Annotated in this window: 11 protein-coding genes and 2 tRNA genes; 9 read left to right on the top strand and 4 right to left on the bottom strand. The window is 61.0% G+C overall.

Translation table 11 applies throughout. The features are described 5' to 3' along the window. Positions 1-629 precede the first annotated feature (629 nt). Together AD662_RS05830 and dcd are read right to left on the bottom strand one after the other, a co-directional pair. Entirely contained in the window at positions 630-836 is a 207-nt protein-coding gene (locus AD662_RS05830) for a hypothetical protein (protein WP_018607786.1), read from the bottom strand. A gap of 99 nt (positions 837-935) precedes the next feature. Continuing rightward, positions 936-1,502 carry a dCTP deaminase gene (gene dcd / locus AD662_RS05825; protein ID WP_003184751.1) on the bottom strand — a complete coding sequence of 189 codons (567 nt, stop codon included), beginning with the start codon at positions 1,500-1,502 and terminating at the stop codon, positions 936-938. Between the two features lie 354 nt (positions 1,503-1,856). On the opposite strand from dcd, the gene AD662_RS05820 reads away from it, so the two are divergent. Beyond that, positions 1,857-2,066 carry a cold-shock protein gene (locus AD662_RS05820; protein ID WP_002554837.1) on the top strand — a complete coding sequence of 70 codons (210 nt, stop codon included), beginning with the start codon at positions 1,857-1,859 and terminating at the stop codon, positions 2,064-2,066. A 194-nt stretch (positions 2,067-2,260) separates the two neighbouring features. Here the strand turns inward: AD662_RS05820 and AD662_RS05815 are convergent, their stop codons facing one another. Beyond that, positions 2,261-3,268: a DUF481 domain-containing protein gene (locus AD662_RS05815; RefSeq protein ID WP_024619906.1), complete on the bottom strand. Its 1,008-nt coding sequence runs from the start codon at positions 3,266-3,268 to the stop codon at positions 2,261-2,263. A gap of 157 nt (positions 3,269-3,425) precedes the next feature. On the opposite strand from AD662_RS05815, the gene AD662_RS05810 reads away from it, so the two are divergent. The 4 genes from AD662_RS05810 (at position 3,426) to AD662_RS05795 (ending at position 8,199) form a co-directional block, all read left to right on the top strand. Beyond that, positions 3,426-3,779, top strand: a complete 354-nt coding sequence (locus tag AD662_RS05810) for an MGMT family protein (RefSeq protein ID WP_018607862.1) — start codon at positions 3,426-3,428, stop codon at positions 3,777-3,779. A gap of 44 nt (positions 3,780-3,823) precedes the next feature. Further along, positions 3,824-5,383 (top strand): AmpG family muropeptide MFS transporter, encoded by a 1,560-nt coding sequence (locus tag AD662_RS05805; RefSeq protein WP_018607864.1) that lies wholly within the window; start codon positions 3,824-3,826, stop codon positions 5,381-5,383. A gap of 129 nt (positions 5,384-5,512) precedes the next feature. Further along, complete coding sequence (locus tag AD662_RS05800; protein ID WP_018607866.1) at positions 5,513-7,228, top strand: proline--tRNA ligase; 1,716 nt, start codon at positions 5,513-5,515, stop codon at positions 7,226-7,228. Positions 7,229-7,245: 17 nt separating this feature from the next. Further along, complete coding sequence (locus AD662_RS05795) at positions 7,246-8,199, top strand: hypothetical protein (protein WP_053178332.1); 954 nt, start codon at positions 7,246-7,248, stop codon at positions 8,197-8,199. 173 nt (positions 8,200-8,372) lie between these two features. Here AD662_RS05795 and dinB read toward each other — a convergent pair whose 3' ends face one another. After that, the gene (dinB, locus tag AD662_RS05790) at positions 8,373-9,434 is read right to left on the bottom strand and encodes a DNA polymerase IV (protein WP_018607870.1); all 1,062 of its coding nucleotides are present in this window, start codon (positions 9,432-9,434) and stop codon (positions 8,373-8,375) included. A 282-nt stretch (positions 9,435-9,716) separates the two neighbouring features. Here dinB and AD662_RS05785 point away from each other — a divergent pair. The 4 genes from AD662_RS05785 to AD662_RS05770 all read left to right on the top strand — a co-directional run bounded on the left by AD662_RS05785 (position 9,717) and on the right by AD662_RS05770 (position 14,185). Next, positions 9,717-9,793: transfer RNA gene (locus AD662_RS05785), tRNA-Met, on the top strand. Positions 9,794-10,025: 232 nt separating this feature from the next. Next, a tRNA-Met gene (locus AD662_RS05780) sits at positions 10,026-10,102 on the top strand. A 151-nt stretch (positions 10,103-10,253) separates the two neighbouring features. Further along, positions 10,254-12,896 (top strand): bifunctional lysylphosphatidylglycerol flippase/synthetase MprF, encoded by a 2,643-nt coding sequence (mprF, locus tag AD662_RS05775; protein ID WP_053185992.1) that lies wholly within the window; start codon positions 10,254-10,256, stop codon positions 12,894-12,896. After that, positions 12,896-14,185: a virulence factor family protein gene (locus AD662_RS05770; protein ID WP_018607874.1), complete on the top strand. Its 1,290-nt coding sequence runs from the start codon at positions 12,896-12,898 to the stop codon at positions 14,183-14,185. The genes mprF and AD662_RS05770 overlap by 1 nt, the downstream gene beginning before the upstream one ends. The last annotated feature ends 157 nt before the right edge of the window (positions 14,186-14,342 follow it).

Raw genomic sequence — 14,342 nt, 5'->3', positions numbered from 1 at the left:
CTGCTTAACTGACTGGCATTCGGCGCCAGGCGCTGCTTTTGTGGCGAGGGAGCCCCCGCCGCGTCTTCGACGCTGCGCTGTCGCGCAGGGAACAAGGACCTGTGGCGAGGGGATTTATCCCCGCTGGGGCGCGCAGCGGCCCTAAAGCAGTCAACTCAATCTTCCTGGCACACCGAGTTGCCTGGTTTTGGGGGCTGCTGCGCAGCCCAGCGGGGCGGTGCGACGTTTCGCTAAATCCCCTCGCCACAAAGGGAGTGTTCTTACCTACCTGAGACACATGGCCGACTTATTTCAGCAGAAATTTTTTTTATTAAAAATCAGCAAGTTGTAATTTGTTCCATGAGAGCTTGCTCCCGCTGGAGGCGCAGCCTTCCCTTGCAGCGTGTCATCCAGATCCAGGGGCTGCTTCGCAGCCCAGTGGGAGCAAGCTCCCTCGCCACAAAAGCACGCTCGCCACGATATCTTGCATAAGACCTTTCGCATCCCGCCATGGTCGTCACTGGAGAAGGACTTCCAGGACGCACACGGCAGGCATGGCGACATCCAACAACTTCGCAAATCAGTGATTCAGTACCTATTAACGAAATATGGCCCGTGGCCTGAAAAAACAGGCCACGGGCCATGGTTCATCAGGCAACAGGCGCAGGAGGCGGCTCGTCCGGCAGGGTAGGTTCGCCCGGTTCGGTAGGCTGTTCGTTGGGGGAGTCAGGATCGGGTTGGCCGGGGATGCCACCCGCCGCTTCGACAGGATGGGCCAGCAACGACCAGGCCATGACGCCGATCTGGTTGGGCTCAAGCCTTGCCAGTTCGGCACTGATTCGCGGATCGATCTTCATAGAGCAACTCCTGGGCGAAGCCCGTTGCGCTGACGCAAAAACGGGCAGTACACGCAATAGAGTGTCTGCCCGCCCAGGAATTCCAACAGTTCGTCAGAATCAGGTACGCGGCAGCGTCACACCGCGCTGGCCCTGGTACTTGCCGCCACGATCCTTGTAGGAAACTTCACACTCTTCATCGGATTCCAGGAACAGCATCTGCGCCACACCTTCGTTGGCGTAGATCTTCGCCGGCAGGGTCGTAGTGTTGGAAAATTCCAGGGTCACGTGACCTTCCCACTCGGGTTCCAGCGGCGTGACGTTGACGATAATGCCGCAACGGGCGTAGGTGCTCTTGCCCAGGCAGATGGTCAGTACGTTGCGCGGAATGCGGAAGTACTCGACGGTGCGGGCCAGGGCGAAGGAGTTCGGCGGGATGATGCAAACGTCGCTCTTGACGTCGACGAAGCTCTTCTCGTCGAAGTTCTTCGGGTCGACGGTCGCCGAATTGATATTGGTGAACACCTTGAATTCGTCGGCGCAGCGCACGTCGTAGCCGTAGCTGGAGACACCGAAAGAGATCAGCCGGTCGGCGCCTTCGCCACGCATCTGGCGTTCGACGAAGGGCTCGATCATGCCGTGCTCTTGCGCCATGCGGCGAATCCACTTGTCCGATTTGATGCTCATGGCGGTTTCCTGAAATAGCGAGGTGGAAAAAATACGTCCGGCATCTTACCGGGGCGCGGGGCAGGGTTCAAAGCACGGCGCGCAAATCTCGCCGATCCACCTTGATTTCCGGGTCCTGCCGGCCATCGCCAGCGCCGTCAGTCACCAAATAAGAGAAACCTTCGCAAAGACCATTGGCACATTCTGGAAAAAGGGTTAAGGTGGCGCCACTGTGTTGCTTGTGTCACTGAGAATCTCTACACGATATGTTGAATTTCGATCCAACCATCTACAAGAATTTTTCCTGCTCTTTGCACTCAGTCTCGGCCAGGGTTCTTCCTGAGTCGCAGTTATCTTTGTTCAAGGAGTTACACCATGTCTAATCGCCAAACCGGTACCGTTAAGTGGTTCAACGATGAAAAAGGCTTCGGCTTCATCACCCCACAATCCGGTGACGACCTGTTCGTTCACTTCAAAGCTATCCAATCCGACGGCTTCAAAAGCCTGAAAGAAGGCCAACAGGTTTCTTTCATCGCTACCCGCGGTCAGAAAGGCATGCAAGCTGAAGAAGTTCAAGTTATCTAACTTGTCCTTGCTTTAGTAAAAGGCCCCGCCCTCAAAAGCGGGGCTTTTTTGTGCCTGTCAGTTTTGCAGGCACAAAAAATAATGTGGGAGCGGGCTTGCTCGCGAAAGCGATGGACCAGCAACATTTTCGTTGACTGACACACCGCTTTCGCGAGCAAGCCCGCTCCCACATTGACTTGTTGGTCAGCCCGGGGTTACCAGGTCACGCCAAACCCGGCCGTGTAACGCGTCTTGCTCAAGTCGCTGTCTTCGGTGCCCTCGATGACATCCTTCTCCGCCTTGAGATTGAGCGACGCCCAGTCGGTGACCTTGTAGCGCAGCCCCATCTCGGCGTCATAGGCGTAATCCGCCACGCCGGACAGCGGCTTGCCCACTTCGCCATTGGTGAAGAACTCGACGCGCTTGCCAATCAGGTAGCGGTTGTAGTCCCACTTCATGGCCACGGAATAGAAGTTGTCCGTTCCACCGTCGCGGTATTCATAGTCGGTGCGGTTGAGCAGAGAGCCCAACGAGAAAGCCCCCAACTCGTCATCCCAGAACTGGTAGCCCGGACCGGTACCCACCACGCGCTGGCGCGCCAGGTCTTCGACTTTGTCACGCTTGTAGTTCAAGCGGCCTTGCCAGAACCACTTGTCGGTGATGAACCGGTCGAGGGAATACTCCAGGCGCCAGTTATCGGCGGAAACCACATCATCCTGGAATTCACGGTTGTATTCGCCTTCGGCGGTGTGCCGCCATCTGCCGTGGCGCGCCGAGGTCTTGAAATCGACGTCGTAATCGTCGGTGTCTTTTTCCGCACGCTGATAATCCAGCGCGGCATCGATATTGCCCTTCCACACCAGGTCCTCGACCACCGGTTTGGGTTTGAGGATCTGCTGGATACTGGCCAGCTCAACGGTCTTGGGCGCATCACCGTTGGCCAAGGTGACCTTGCCATCCTCGGCCGCCTGCAACGCTTTGGCCTTCTCGCCGGTGTAGGCATCCTGCTTGACCAGGAGCTGCTGGTCACTCTCCAGGGTCTTGACCTGTTTCCAGTCGATGGGAATCGCACCGGCGTAATCGGTCTGGATCAGCAACTTGCCGCCATCGAAAACGGTAATCTTGCCACTGAGTTTGTCCCCATTCTTCAACCAGACAGTGTCGGCAAGCAAGGGCATGGAGGCGCTGGCCACAGCCAGGCATAGCAGGGTTCTAGACAACATAAGCGATAAAGGGCTCAAGTTTACGGTGAAAAGGCGGCATTATCCCCCAGGATGACACCTCAGCAAGGAATGACCTGTGTAGGACTGATGAGTTCATTTTTCAACCAGTCCTGTAGGAATTAATCTACAGACGGACACCCACTCAGGAACCCTCTACGTGACTGACACCCCAGCGGGCACCGAGAACGCCGCCCAAATCCGCCGCACCACCCTTTACCTGACCCTGGCACAAGTGCCAGCGGGCAAGGTGGTCACCTATGGCCAACTCGCTGAAATGGCCGGCCTGGGCCGCGCGGCGCGCTGGGTCGGGCGAACCCTCAGCCAGTTGCCGAACGACACCAAGCTGCCCTGGCACCGGGTCTTGGCTGCCGGCGGTCGGATCAGCCTGCCGGCGGGCAGCGCCTCAGGCGATGAACAGCGCGCCCGCCTGCGCCTGGAAGGGATCAGTGTCCTGAACAATCGTGTTGATATTCAGCGCCATGGCTGGCGCCCGGTAGAGCACAGCGGTTAGAGTGCGCGCTTTGTTTTCGCAATTTTTGAGGCAGACTCCAGCCCATGCCCCGTAAAACCTGGCGCGCCGCCCTCGCCGCCTATGCCAGCCCTTCGACGCTCGTGCTGTTGCTGCTTGGCTTCGCCGCCGGCTTGCCATACATGCTGGTGTTTTCCACGCTTTCGGTCTGGTTGCGCGAAGCCGGCGTCGCCCGCGAAACCATTGGCTACGCGAGCCTGATCGGCCTGGCGTATGCCTTTAAATGGGTCTGGTCGCCACTGCTCGACCAATGGCGCCTGCCCTTGCTGGGCAAACTGGGGCGTCGCCGTTCGTGGCTGGTGCTCTCCCAGGCCCTGGTGATCCTTGGCCTGATCGGCATGGGTTTCTGCGACCCACAAAAGCACCTGTCATGGTTGATCGCCATCGCCGTCATCGTCGCCTTCGCCTCTGCGACGCAGGACATCGCCGTCGACGCCTATCGCCTGGAGATCGCCGACGACACCCGGCAGGCGGCCCTCGCCGCCAGCTACATGTCCGGCTACCGCATCGCCGCGCTGTTGGCCACCGCTGGCGCCCTGTTCTTCGCCGAAGGGTTTGGCTCCACCGGCTTCAACTACAAACACTCGGCCTGGGCCGGTACCTACCTGCTGTTCGGCGCATTGATGGTCCCGGCGTTGCTGACCTCGCTGTTCATGCGCGAGCCGCCGGTGCCGCTGCGCACCCAATTGCAGGCCGGACGCTACACGTTCGTGCATCAACTGGCGTCGGTATTCGTGCTGATCGTGCTGCTGGTGTCCGTCCCGGCGATGTTCACCCAGCTCTACAACACCGACTTCGCCAGCGTGCTGTTCGAGGGCGTCAGCCTGCTCGACCTGCTGCTCGAAGACCGCGCGTTTCTGCGGGCCATCCTCTATATCATCCTGACGGCCCTGTGCCTGTCGGCCATGGGCCGCCGAGGGCTGGCGCCGGTGCTGACGCCGGTCAACGACTTCATCCTGCGCTACCGCTGGCAAGCCTTGCTGCTGCTCGGGCTGATCGCAACCTATCGGATGTCCGACACGGTCATGGGCGTCATGGCCAACGTGTTCTACATCGACCAGGGCTTCACCAAGGACCAGATCGCCAGCGTCAGCAAGATTTTCGGGCTGATCATGACCCTCGTCGGCGCCGGCATGGGCGGCCTGCTGATCGTGCGCTTCGGCATCCTGCCAATTCTGTTCATCGGCGGCGCGGCCTCGGCCGGCACCAATATCCTCTTCCTGATGCTCGCCGACATGGGCGCCAACGTACAGATGCTGATTGTCACCATTTCCCTGGACAACTTCAGCTCCGGCCTGGCCACGTCAGCGTTCGTCGCCTACCTGTCGAGCCTGACCAACCTGAAATTCTCCGCCACCCAATACGCCCTGCTCAGCTCGATCATGCTGCTGCTGCCGCGCTTGATCGGTGGTTATTCAGGGGTGATGGTGGAGAAGTTCGGCTATCACAAATTCTTCCTGATCACCGCATTGCTTGGCGTTCCGACCCTGCTGCTGATCGCCCTGCACTGGTTCCAGGAGAACCGTCGCCAGGATTCGGCACCCACTGCGGAACCGACGCCCACCCGGCCTGCGGAAGAGTCGTAGGAAACTTCAGAAAACGCCGGGGAAACCGGCGTTCGCAGCGGGCGACCGGCCACGCGCCTGTACGCCAGGGCATCTCGCCCGTACAATGCTCCGTCACTTCTCGTCATCAGCAACCGACAACGGCCAACCATGCGCACCAGTCAATATTTGCTCGCCACACAGAAAGAAACGCCTTCCGACGCCGTCGTGATCAGCCATCAGTTGATGCTGCGTGCCGGCATGATCCGCAAACTCGCCTCGGGCCTGTACACCTGGCTGCCGATGGGCCTGCGGGTCATGCGCAAGGTGGAAGCCATTGTTCGCGAAGAGATGGACGCCGCTGGTTCCCTGGAAGTGTTGATGCCGGGCACCCAACCGGCCGAGCTGTGGCAGGAATCAGGACGCTGGGAAGAATACGGCCCTGAGCTGCTGCGCATCAAAGACCGTCACGGTCGCGACTTCTGTGCAGGCCCGACCCACGAAGAAGTGATCACCGACCTGATGCGCAACGAGTTGAGCAGCTACAAGCAGCTGCCGATCAACCTGTACCAGATCCAGACCAAATTCCGTGACGAAATCCGTCCACGCTTCGGCCTGATGCGCGGTCGCGAATTCATCATGAAGGACGCCTACTCGTTCCACACCGACCTGGCCTCGCTGCAAGTCACCTACGACCGCATGCACCAGGCATATTGCAACGTGTTCACCCGCCTGGGCCTGAAATTCCGCCCGGTTGAAGCCGACAACGGCTCCATCGGCGGTGCCGGCTCCCACGAGTTCCACGTGCTGGCCGAGTCTGGCGAAGACGACATCGTCTTCAGCAATGGCTCCGACTACGCCGCCAACATCGAGAAAGCCGAAGCCGTGCCACGGGAAACCTCCCGCGCCGCGCCGACCGAAGAGTTGCGCCTGGTAGACACGCCGAACGCCAAGACCATTGCCCAGTTGGTGGAAGGCTACGACCTGCCGATCGAGCGCACCATCAAGACCCTGATCGTGCGAGCCGAAGAGGAAGGCAAGCTGATTGCCCTGATCGTCCGTGGTGACCACGAGCTCAATGAAATCAAGGCCGCCAACCAGCCTGGCGTCGCCAGCCCGCTGGTCATGGCCACCGAAGCCGACCTGCGCGACGCCATTGGCGCCGGTGCCGGCTCCCTCGGCCCATTGAACCTGCCACTGCCGATCATCATCGATCGCTCGGTGGAGTTGATGAGCGATTTCGCCATCGGCGCCAACGTCGACGACAAGCATTACTTTGGCGTGAACTGGGAACGCGACCTGCCGGTTCCAACCGTCGCGGACCTGCGCAATGTCGTGGCCGGCGACCCGAGCCCGGACGGCAAGGGCACCCTGGAAATCAAGCGGGGCATCGAAGTCGGGCACATCTTCCAGCTGGGCAACAAGTACAGCAAGGCGATGAAGTGCGAAGTGCTGGGCGAGAACGGCAAGCCGGTCACCCTGGAAATGGGTTGCTACGGCATCGGCGTTTCCCGCGTGGTGGCTGCCGCCATCGAGCAGAACAACGACGAGAAAGGCATCATCTGGAGTGACACGCTGGCGCCTTTCCAGATTGCCCTGGTACCGCTGCGCTATGAAACCGACCAGGTGCGTGAAGCCACCGACAAGCTCTATGCCGAACTGACGGCCGCCGGCTTTGAAGTGCTGCTGGACGACCGCGACAAGAAAACCAGCCCCGGCATCAAGTTCGCGGACATGGAACTGATCGGCATCCCGCATCGGATCGTCGTCAGTGACCGTGGCCTGGCCGAAGGCAACCTGGAATACAAGAGCCGCACCGAGGCCGAGCCGCAAGCGCTGCCGGTCGCCGACGTGCTGTCGTTCCTCCAGGCCCGTATCCGCCGCTGACACCAGATAGAGACGTCATGTTCAAGCGAAACACCTTAGGCCTCGGTGGCGCCGCCCTGTGCGGCGCCCTGCTGGTCAGCGGCTGTGCCAACCAAATGTCACAACGCAGCGAGCACGAAGAGCGGGTCGAGCGAAAATTGCTCGACCATAGCCTGCAGATCGATGTGGGCGACCCCAAGGTGCTCGACCTGCCGCAGCGTCGGGTGCGCATCAATGAGCAGAAGACCTTCGAAGTCACCGAATTCGAGGTCACTCGCCATTACGATCGCTACACGCCGTACCAACCCTGGCGGGAGATCTACGAGATCCCCTTGGGCGCGGTGGCCGTGGTGGCCGGTGTCGGCGCGAACGTGGTCAATGTGTTCGCCCTCGGCAACCTGCCGGACACCGCGACCCGTGACTGGATCAGCTACGGTTTCGCCGGACTCAACCCATTCATGAACGTCCCCTCCCATGGCCGCGCCCAACAGAACCTGGCGGGCATCGACGAAATCCAGCGCGACAAGCGCACGGAACACTCGAGCCTGCCCTGGAGCGAACGCCCCGTGGAGGTCAAGGCCGCCCGACAGACCTTCGAGCTGAGCACTGACCGTAACGGCGTGCTGCGCTTGAACCTGCTGGAAAGCCCGTTCGCCGAGCAGGACCTGAGCCAGTTCGGCAAATTGCAGATCAGCGTGACGGATGCCCAGGACGAGGTGCACACCGACTCATCCCTGAGCATCAGCAGTACTTTGCGCAGCAAGCTGGTGGAAGCCCACGCGCTGATCTACGACGACCTGGAAGACGACGAGGTGAGCCAGTGGGTTCATCGGGTCAAGCGCCTGTCGGAGCTTGGACTTGAGGAAGAGGCCAGCGAACTGGAGCAGAGCCTGATCGAACTGACGCGTAATGATCCGGAGTTGCAGGCCGAATTCATGAAGGCCCTGACCAAGGATGGCGGGCGGTTGGTGGCGGATCCTGGCGCCAACTGAAATACCTCCTGTGGCAAGGGATTTTTGTGGTCGCAAGGCCTGTGGGAGCAAGGCTTGTGGGAGCAAGGCTTGCCCGCGATGGCGGTCTCAAGGATGCCATCGCGAGCAAGCTTTGCTCCCACAAGACTCCCTAGCCACAAGAGCAAGGCAAGGCATTCCGCCAACCGACGCCCTCACCGCTCAAACAACTCCAACTGCTCAAACCCACCGCGCAAATCCTCCAGCCGCACCCCGATCCCCAATAACCGCACCGGCTTGCCGCCCCGGTTGAACGCCTGGGTCAATAACAGCTGGTAGCTGCCCAGGTCCCGCCCTGCCCCGGCCTGTTCCAATGTGGTTTGGGTGAAGTCGTGGAATTTCACTTTGACGAACGGCTTGCCCGGTCGATAACTGCTATCGATCCGCGCCATGCGCCCTTTCAGGGTTTCCATCAGCTCCGGCAGTTTGTCGAGGCAGCTCACCAGGTCGGGCAGGTCGACATCGTAGGTGTTTTCCACACTGATGGACTGCCGTCGACTGTCGTTGTGCACCAGACGCTCATCGATCCCACGAGCCAGGCTCCAAAGCCGCTCACCGAAACTGCCAAATTCGCGCACCAGCGCCAGCTTGTCCCATTGACGCAACTGCGAGCAATCGACGATGCCGAGCCGGTTCAGCTTATCGGCGGTGACCTTTCCAACGCCGTGGAGCTTGCTGACCGGCAGGGCCGAGACAAAGTCCTCGACCTGGTCGGGGGTGATGACGAACAGCCCGTTGGGCTTTTTCCAGTCACTGGCGATCTTGGCCAGGAACTTGTTCGGCGCGACGCCAGCAGACACGGTGATGTGCAGCTGGTTGGAAACACGCCGGCGAATGTCCTGGGCGATGCGCGTGGCGCTGCCACCAAAATGGGCGCTGGCGGAGACGTCCAGGTAGGCCTCGTCCAAGGACAACGGCTCGATCAGGTCGGTGTAATCACTGAAAATCGTATGAATTTCCTTCGACGCTTCCCGATAGGCCTCCATTCGTGGCTTGACGATGGTGAGGTCCGGGCAAAGCTTCAAGGCGTGGCCGGAGGACATGGCCGAGCGCACCCCATAGGCCCGCGCTTCGTAGTTACAGGTGGCAATCACGCCCCGCCGATCCGCCGAGCCACCCACAGCCAAGGGCTTGCCGGCCAGCCGCGGGTCATCGCGCATCTCGATAGCGGCATAGAAACAGTCACAGTCGACATGGATGATTTTACGTTGCGTCATAGCAGAGCGGAGTGTGCGACAGATCGGGCCACCAGTATCGCACCAGCACCTGTATATAGCACCAGTAGTTTGAAAGATCCTTCGTTGAGACCCGAAAGGGCCTACACAAATTTACTTCTTCAATCGCAACGAGCCGGCCAATAGAGCCTCAGCCCTTGCCAGGCCTGCGTCACAGCGTTGTCACAATACCTTTCCCCAAGGCTAAGCGCTTGAAGCGGAACAGGTTTTTATGACGCCAGGGTTGACAGCGGCGCGATCCTCTGTAGAATGCCGCCACACAGACGCGGGATGGAGCAGTCTGGTAGCTCGTCGGGCTCATAACCCGAAGGTCGTCGGTTCAAATCCGGCTCCCGCAACCAAACATCAAAAAAGGCTACTCGAAAGAGTGGCCTTTTTTGTGCGTGCTCGTTTTCTGACTACCTGATCAGAGACTCGTCGCCTGCGACGCCCTACGCACAATGAGTTGTAGGACAATTTCCTTTAAATTCCGTGCATTTAGGAAGACAAGGGACGGATCGACGGTTTATTTGAGCCCATCGCCTTTTAACGGTTGACACTCGGGCGTTCGCCTGTAGAATGCCGCCACACAGACGCGGGATGGAGCAGTCTGGTAGCTCGTCGGGCTCATAACCCGAAGGTCGTCGGTTCAAATCCGGCTCCCGCAACCAAACATCAAGAAAGGCTACTCGAAAGAGTGGCCTTTTTTGTGCCTGGTGAAAAAAGCCTCATTACAAATATTTTGTAATTATTTTTTACCGCGGGGATTGGTAACTTGACTGGATACCCCCATCCTGTCGCGCATAGCTCAAGAGGTGATTGATGCGCGCCCACTCGTCTGACCCGCAAGACTCCGTTACTGCGACACAACCGATCAAGGCCGAGCGACTGCGCTGGCTGGATCGGATCAGCCAGTACCGCCAGCCCATCGGCCTCGCCGTCACGCTGCTGCTGTTTGCGATTGCATTGATTGCCTGCCGCCATCTGCTGAGCGAGCTCGATCTGTACGCTCTGCACGACTCGATTCTGGAAGTTCCCCGGCCAGCCCTGCTCGGCGCGATCGCCGCCACGGTAGCCGGCTTCATCATTCTTTTGGGCTACGAATGGTCCGCCAGCCGGTATGCCGGGGTGACGCTGCCGCCACAGACCATGGTCCTGGGTGGATTCACCGCGTTCGCCATCGGCAACGCCATTGGCCTGTCACTGCTGTCGGGCGGTTCGGTTCGCTACCGTCTGTATGCGCGTCATGGCCTGGGGGCCTCGGATGTCGCCCACATGACGCTGTTCGCCAGCCTGTCCCTGGGCTGCGCGCTGCCGCCGTTGGCGGCCCTGGCAACGCTCAGCAACCTGCCCGCCGCGTCTGCCGCGCTGCACCTGCCTGCCACTTTACTGGGGGCCATTTCCGTGGCGGTGCTGTTGCTCACCAGCGTGTTGGCCATCGGCATCTACCGCCGACGCCTGCCGGAGCAGCCTCATCGAGACAGCCTGCTGGTAAAGGCCGGGCGCCGCACGCTGCGCCTGCCGGGCCGACGCCTGACCTTCCTGCAGTTGGTGATCACCGCGCTGGATGTCGCCGCCGCCGCCACCGTGTTGTATCTGTTGCTGCCCGAAGCCCCGCCGTTCGGCGCTTTCCTGCTGGTGTACCTGCTGGCGCTGGCCGCCGGAGTGCTCAGCCATGTACCCGGCGGCGTCGGGGTGTTCGAAGCGATCCTGCTGGCCGCGTTTGCCGACAAACTCGGCGCCGCACCGCTGGCCGCCGCGCTGTTGCTGTATCGCTTGATCTACGTGCTGCTGCCGATGCTGGTGGCCTGCGTGTTGCTGCTGATCAATGAGGCCCAACGGCTGTTCCAGACGCGCCAGACCCTGCGGGCGGCATCGGGTTTCGCCGCGCCGATCCTGGCGGTGCTGGTGTTCCTGTCGGGCGTGGTGCTGCTGTTTTCCGGGGTGACACCGGAAATCGACACCCGCCTGGAGCACATCGGCTTCCTGATCCCCCATCGGCTGGTGGACGCTTCGCACTTTGGCGCCAGCCTGGTGGGCGTATTGTGCCTGTTGCTCGCCCAAGGCCTGCGCCGTCGCCTGTCGGCCGCCTGGATGCTGACCACGGTTCTGCTGTTGGTGGGCGCCCTGCTCTCGCTGCTCAAGGGTTTTGACTGGGAAGAAGCCACGCTGCTGACCCTGACGGCTGCCCTGCTGGCGGTATTCCGGCGCTCCTTCTATCGTCCGAGTCGCCTGACTGAACTGCCCTTTTCCCCGCTGTTCCTGATCGCCAGTATCTGCGTGCTGGGCGCGTCGATCTGGCTGCTGCTGTTTGCTTACCAGGATGTGCCCTACAGCCATCAACTCTGGTGGCAGTTCACCCTCGATGCCGACGCCCCTCGCGGCCTGCGCTCCCTGCTGGGCGCCGCGGTACTGCTGGTGGTGGTGTCCCTGACCTGGCTACTGCGCACCGCGCGGCCGGTGATCCATTTGCCGACAGCAGAAGAACTGGAGCGGGCCAAGACGATTCTCATGACGTCTTCGCAACCCGACGGCGGCCTGGCCCTGACCGGCGACAAGGCATTGCTGTTTCACCCCAACGACGAGGCGTTCCTGATGTACGCCCGCCGTGGCCGCAGCCTGGTGGCGTTGTACGACCCGATCGGGCCGACCCTGCAACGGGCTGAGATGATCTGGCAGTTCCGCGACCTGTGTGACATCCACCATGCCCGCCCGGTGTTCTATCAGGTACGTGCCGAGAACCTGCCGTACTACATGGACATCGGCCTGACAGCCATCAAGCTGGGCGAGGAAGCACGGGTCGACCTCAAGCGTTTCGATCTCGAAGCCAAGGGCAAGGAGATGAAGGATTTGCGCTACACCTGGAACCGCGGCACCCGTGATGGCCTGTCGCTGGAGATCCACGAACCCGGCCAGGCGCCGATGGATGAGCTCAAGGTCATTTCCGATGCCTGGCTGACCGGCAAGAACGTGCGTGAAAAGGGTTTCTCCCTGGGCCGTTTCAGCGATGACTACCTCAAGCATTTTCGCATCGCGGTGATTCGTTTCGAGGGCCGGCCGGTGGCGTTCGCCAACCTGCTGGAAACCCACAGCCACGAACTGGCCAGCCTCGACCTGATGCGCGCCCACCCCGAGGCCCCGAAGCTGACCATGGAGTTCATGATGGTCGGTCTCATCCAGCATTATAAGAACCATGACTACGCCCGCTTCAGCCTCGGCATGGTCCCGCTGTCGGGCTTGCAACCGCGTCGCGGCGCACCGCTGACCCAACGCCTGGGTTCGATGGTGTTCCGCCGCGGTGAACAGCTCTATAACTTCCAGGGGCTGCGCCGCTTCAAAGACAAATTCCAGCCTGACTGGGAACCTCGCTACATGGCCGTGCCCGCCGGACTCGATCCGCTGGTGGCACTGGCCGATACCGCCGCCCTGATTGCAGGCGGCCTGACTGGATTGGTGAAACGCTGATGATGCAACGCTCCTGGCGATACGTAGTGGCCGCCCTGCTGGTGCTGGCGGTAATTCTCGGTGGCGGTTACTGGTACTGGAACCGCCCGGCCCCGCAACCGATCCTGGAACAACTGGCGCCCGCCGATGGCGCAGCGATGACCCGGGTCATCCCCGGCACCAAACCGCGCGCCCAGGTGCTGGTGGCAGTCAATGAGGACCAGAAGCTCAGCGACACGCAGTTGACGACCCTCAGCCGCAGTGGCTCGGCGCAGATCGTCCAAGTGATCCTGCCCAAGGACTGCATGCTGCAAGGTCGCGCCCTGCAAGCAGGCCTGAGAGAACTGCAAGGCCCGGCCACGCTGGTCAGCGGCATCGGCCCGGGCGCCGTCCTGGCCTGGCGCTGGCTGGCCGAGCAGAAGGATGACAAGGCAAAGGCCGTTTCAGTGGACCTGGCCCTGGAAAAACCCGGCTGCACGCACTTGCTGCCAAAAACCGCAGCCCACGGTCATTGGCTGGTGGCCTGGAACGATAACCCTGACGACACCAGCGCCGGTTTCGTAAGGGATCAGAAAAATGCCGAGACCAGCATCAGCGACTACGACATCAACCTGCCGCAAGTGCTGAACAACGAGCTGCGCAAAATCCTGGTGGGCACCGACAAGGCCAAGGGCGGCCTGAGCATCCCGGTGGTGGAAGTCCCAGCCAGCCAGGCGCAGGATACCGTCACCCTGTTTCTCTCCGGAGACGGCGGCTGGCGCGACCTGGACCGCGACGTGGCCGATGAAATGGCCAAGATCGGCTACCCAGTGGTCGGCATCGACACCCTGCGCTACTACTGGCAGCACAAGAGCCCGGAGCAAAGCGCGGCGGACCTGACCGAACTGATGCAGCACTACCGTCAGGTCTGGGGCACCAAGCGCTTCATCCTGACCGGCTACTCCTTCGGTGCCGACGTGTTGCCGGCCATCTACAATCGCCTGCCGGCCACCGAACAACAGCGGGTCGATGCGATCATCCTGCTGGCTTTCGCCCGCACCGGCAGCTTCGAGATCGAAGTCGAAGGCTGGCTCGGCAACGCCGGCACCGAAGCCGCCACCGGCCCGGAGATGGCCAAGCTGCCAGCCGAGAAAGTGGTGTGCATCTACGGCGCTGAAGAGGCCGACGAAAGCGGCTGCACCGACAAGACAGCCGTAGGCGAAGCCATCAAGCTGCCTGGCGGCCACCACTTCGACGAAAACTACCCGGCCCTGGCCAAGCGCTTGATCGATGAGATCAACAAACGGCAGAGCAAGACCGCCGAACAGTAAACAGATACCAGTCTGGCAAAAGCCCCGGCAGCCTTAGAGTTGCCGGGGCTTTTTTGTGCCCGCTCGACTTACACACAACCCTGTGGGAGCGGGCTTGCTCGCGAAGGCGGCGTGCCAGCGACATAACCACTAACTGACACACCGCCTTCGCGAGCAA

This window comes from Pseudomonas kilonensis (assembly GCF_001269885.1).
In the GTDB taxonomy this organism is placed as follows: domain Bacteria; phylum Pseudomonadota; class Gammaproteobacteria; order Pseudomonadales; family Pseudomonadaceae; genus Aquipseudomonas; species Aquipseudomonas kilonensis.
This window is presented reverse-complemented; position numbering and strand designations above follow the sequence as displayed.

Coding starts and splice junctions, on each gene's coding strand:
- AD662_RS05830 (WP_018607786.1), bottom strand. CDS start 836: ATGAAGATCGATCCGCGAATCAGTGCCGAACTGGCAAGGCTTGAGCCC.
- dcd (WP_003184751.1), bottom strand. CDS start 1,502: ATGAGCATCAAATCGGACAAGTGGATTCGCCGCATGGCGCAAGAGCAC.
- AD662_RS05820 (WP_002554837.1), top strand. CDS start 1,857: ATGTCTAATCGCCAAACCGGTACCGTTAAGTGGTTCAACGATGAAAAA.
- AD662_RS05815 (WP_024619906.1), bottom strand. CDS start 3,268: ATGTTGTCTAGAACCCTGCTATGCCTGGCTGTGGCCAGCGCCTCCATG.
- AD662_RS05805 (WP_018607864.1), top strand. CDS start 3,824: ATGCCCCGTAAAACCTGGCGCGCCGCCCTCGCCGCCTATGCCAGCCCT.
- AD662_RS05800 (WP_018607866.1), top strand. CDS start 5,513: ATGCGCACCAGTCAATATTTGCTCGCCACACAGAAAGAAACGCCTTCC.
- AD662_RS05795 (WP_053178332.1), top strand. CDS start 7,246: ATGTTCAAGCGAAACACCTTAGGCCTCGGTGGCGCCGCCCTGTGCGGC.
- dinB (WP_018607870.1), bottom strand. CDS start 9,434: ATGACGCAACGTAAAATCATCCATGTCGACTGTGACTGTTTCTATGCC.
- mprF (WP_053185992.1), top strand. CDS start 10,254: ATGCGCGCCCACTCGTCTGACCCGCAAGACTCCGTTACTGCGACACAA.
- AD662_RS05770 (WP_018607874.1), top strand. CDS start 12,896: ATGATGCAACGCTCCTGGCGATACGTAGTGGCCGCCCTGCTGGTGCTG.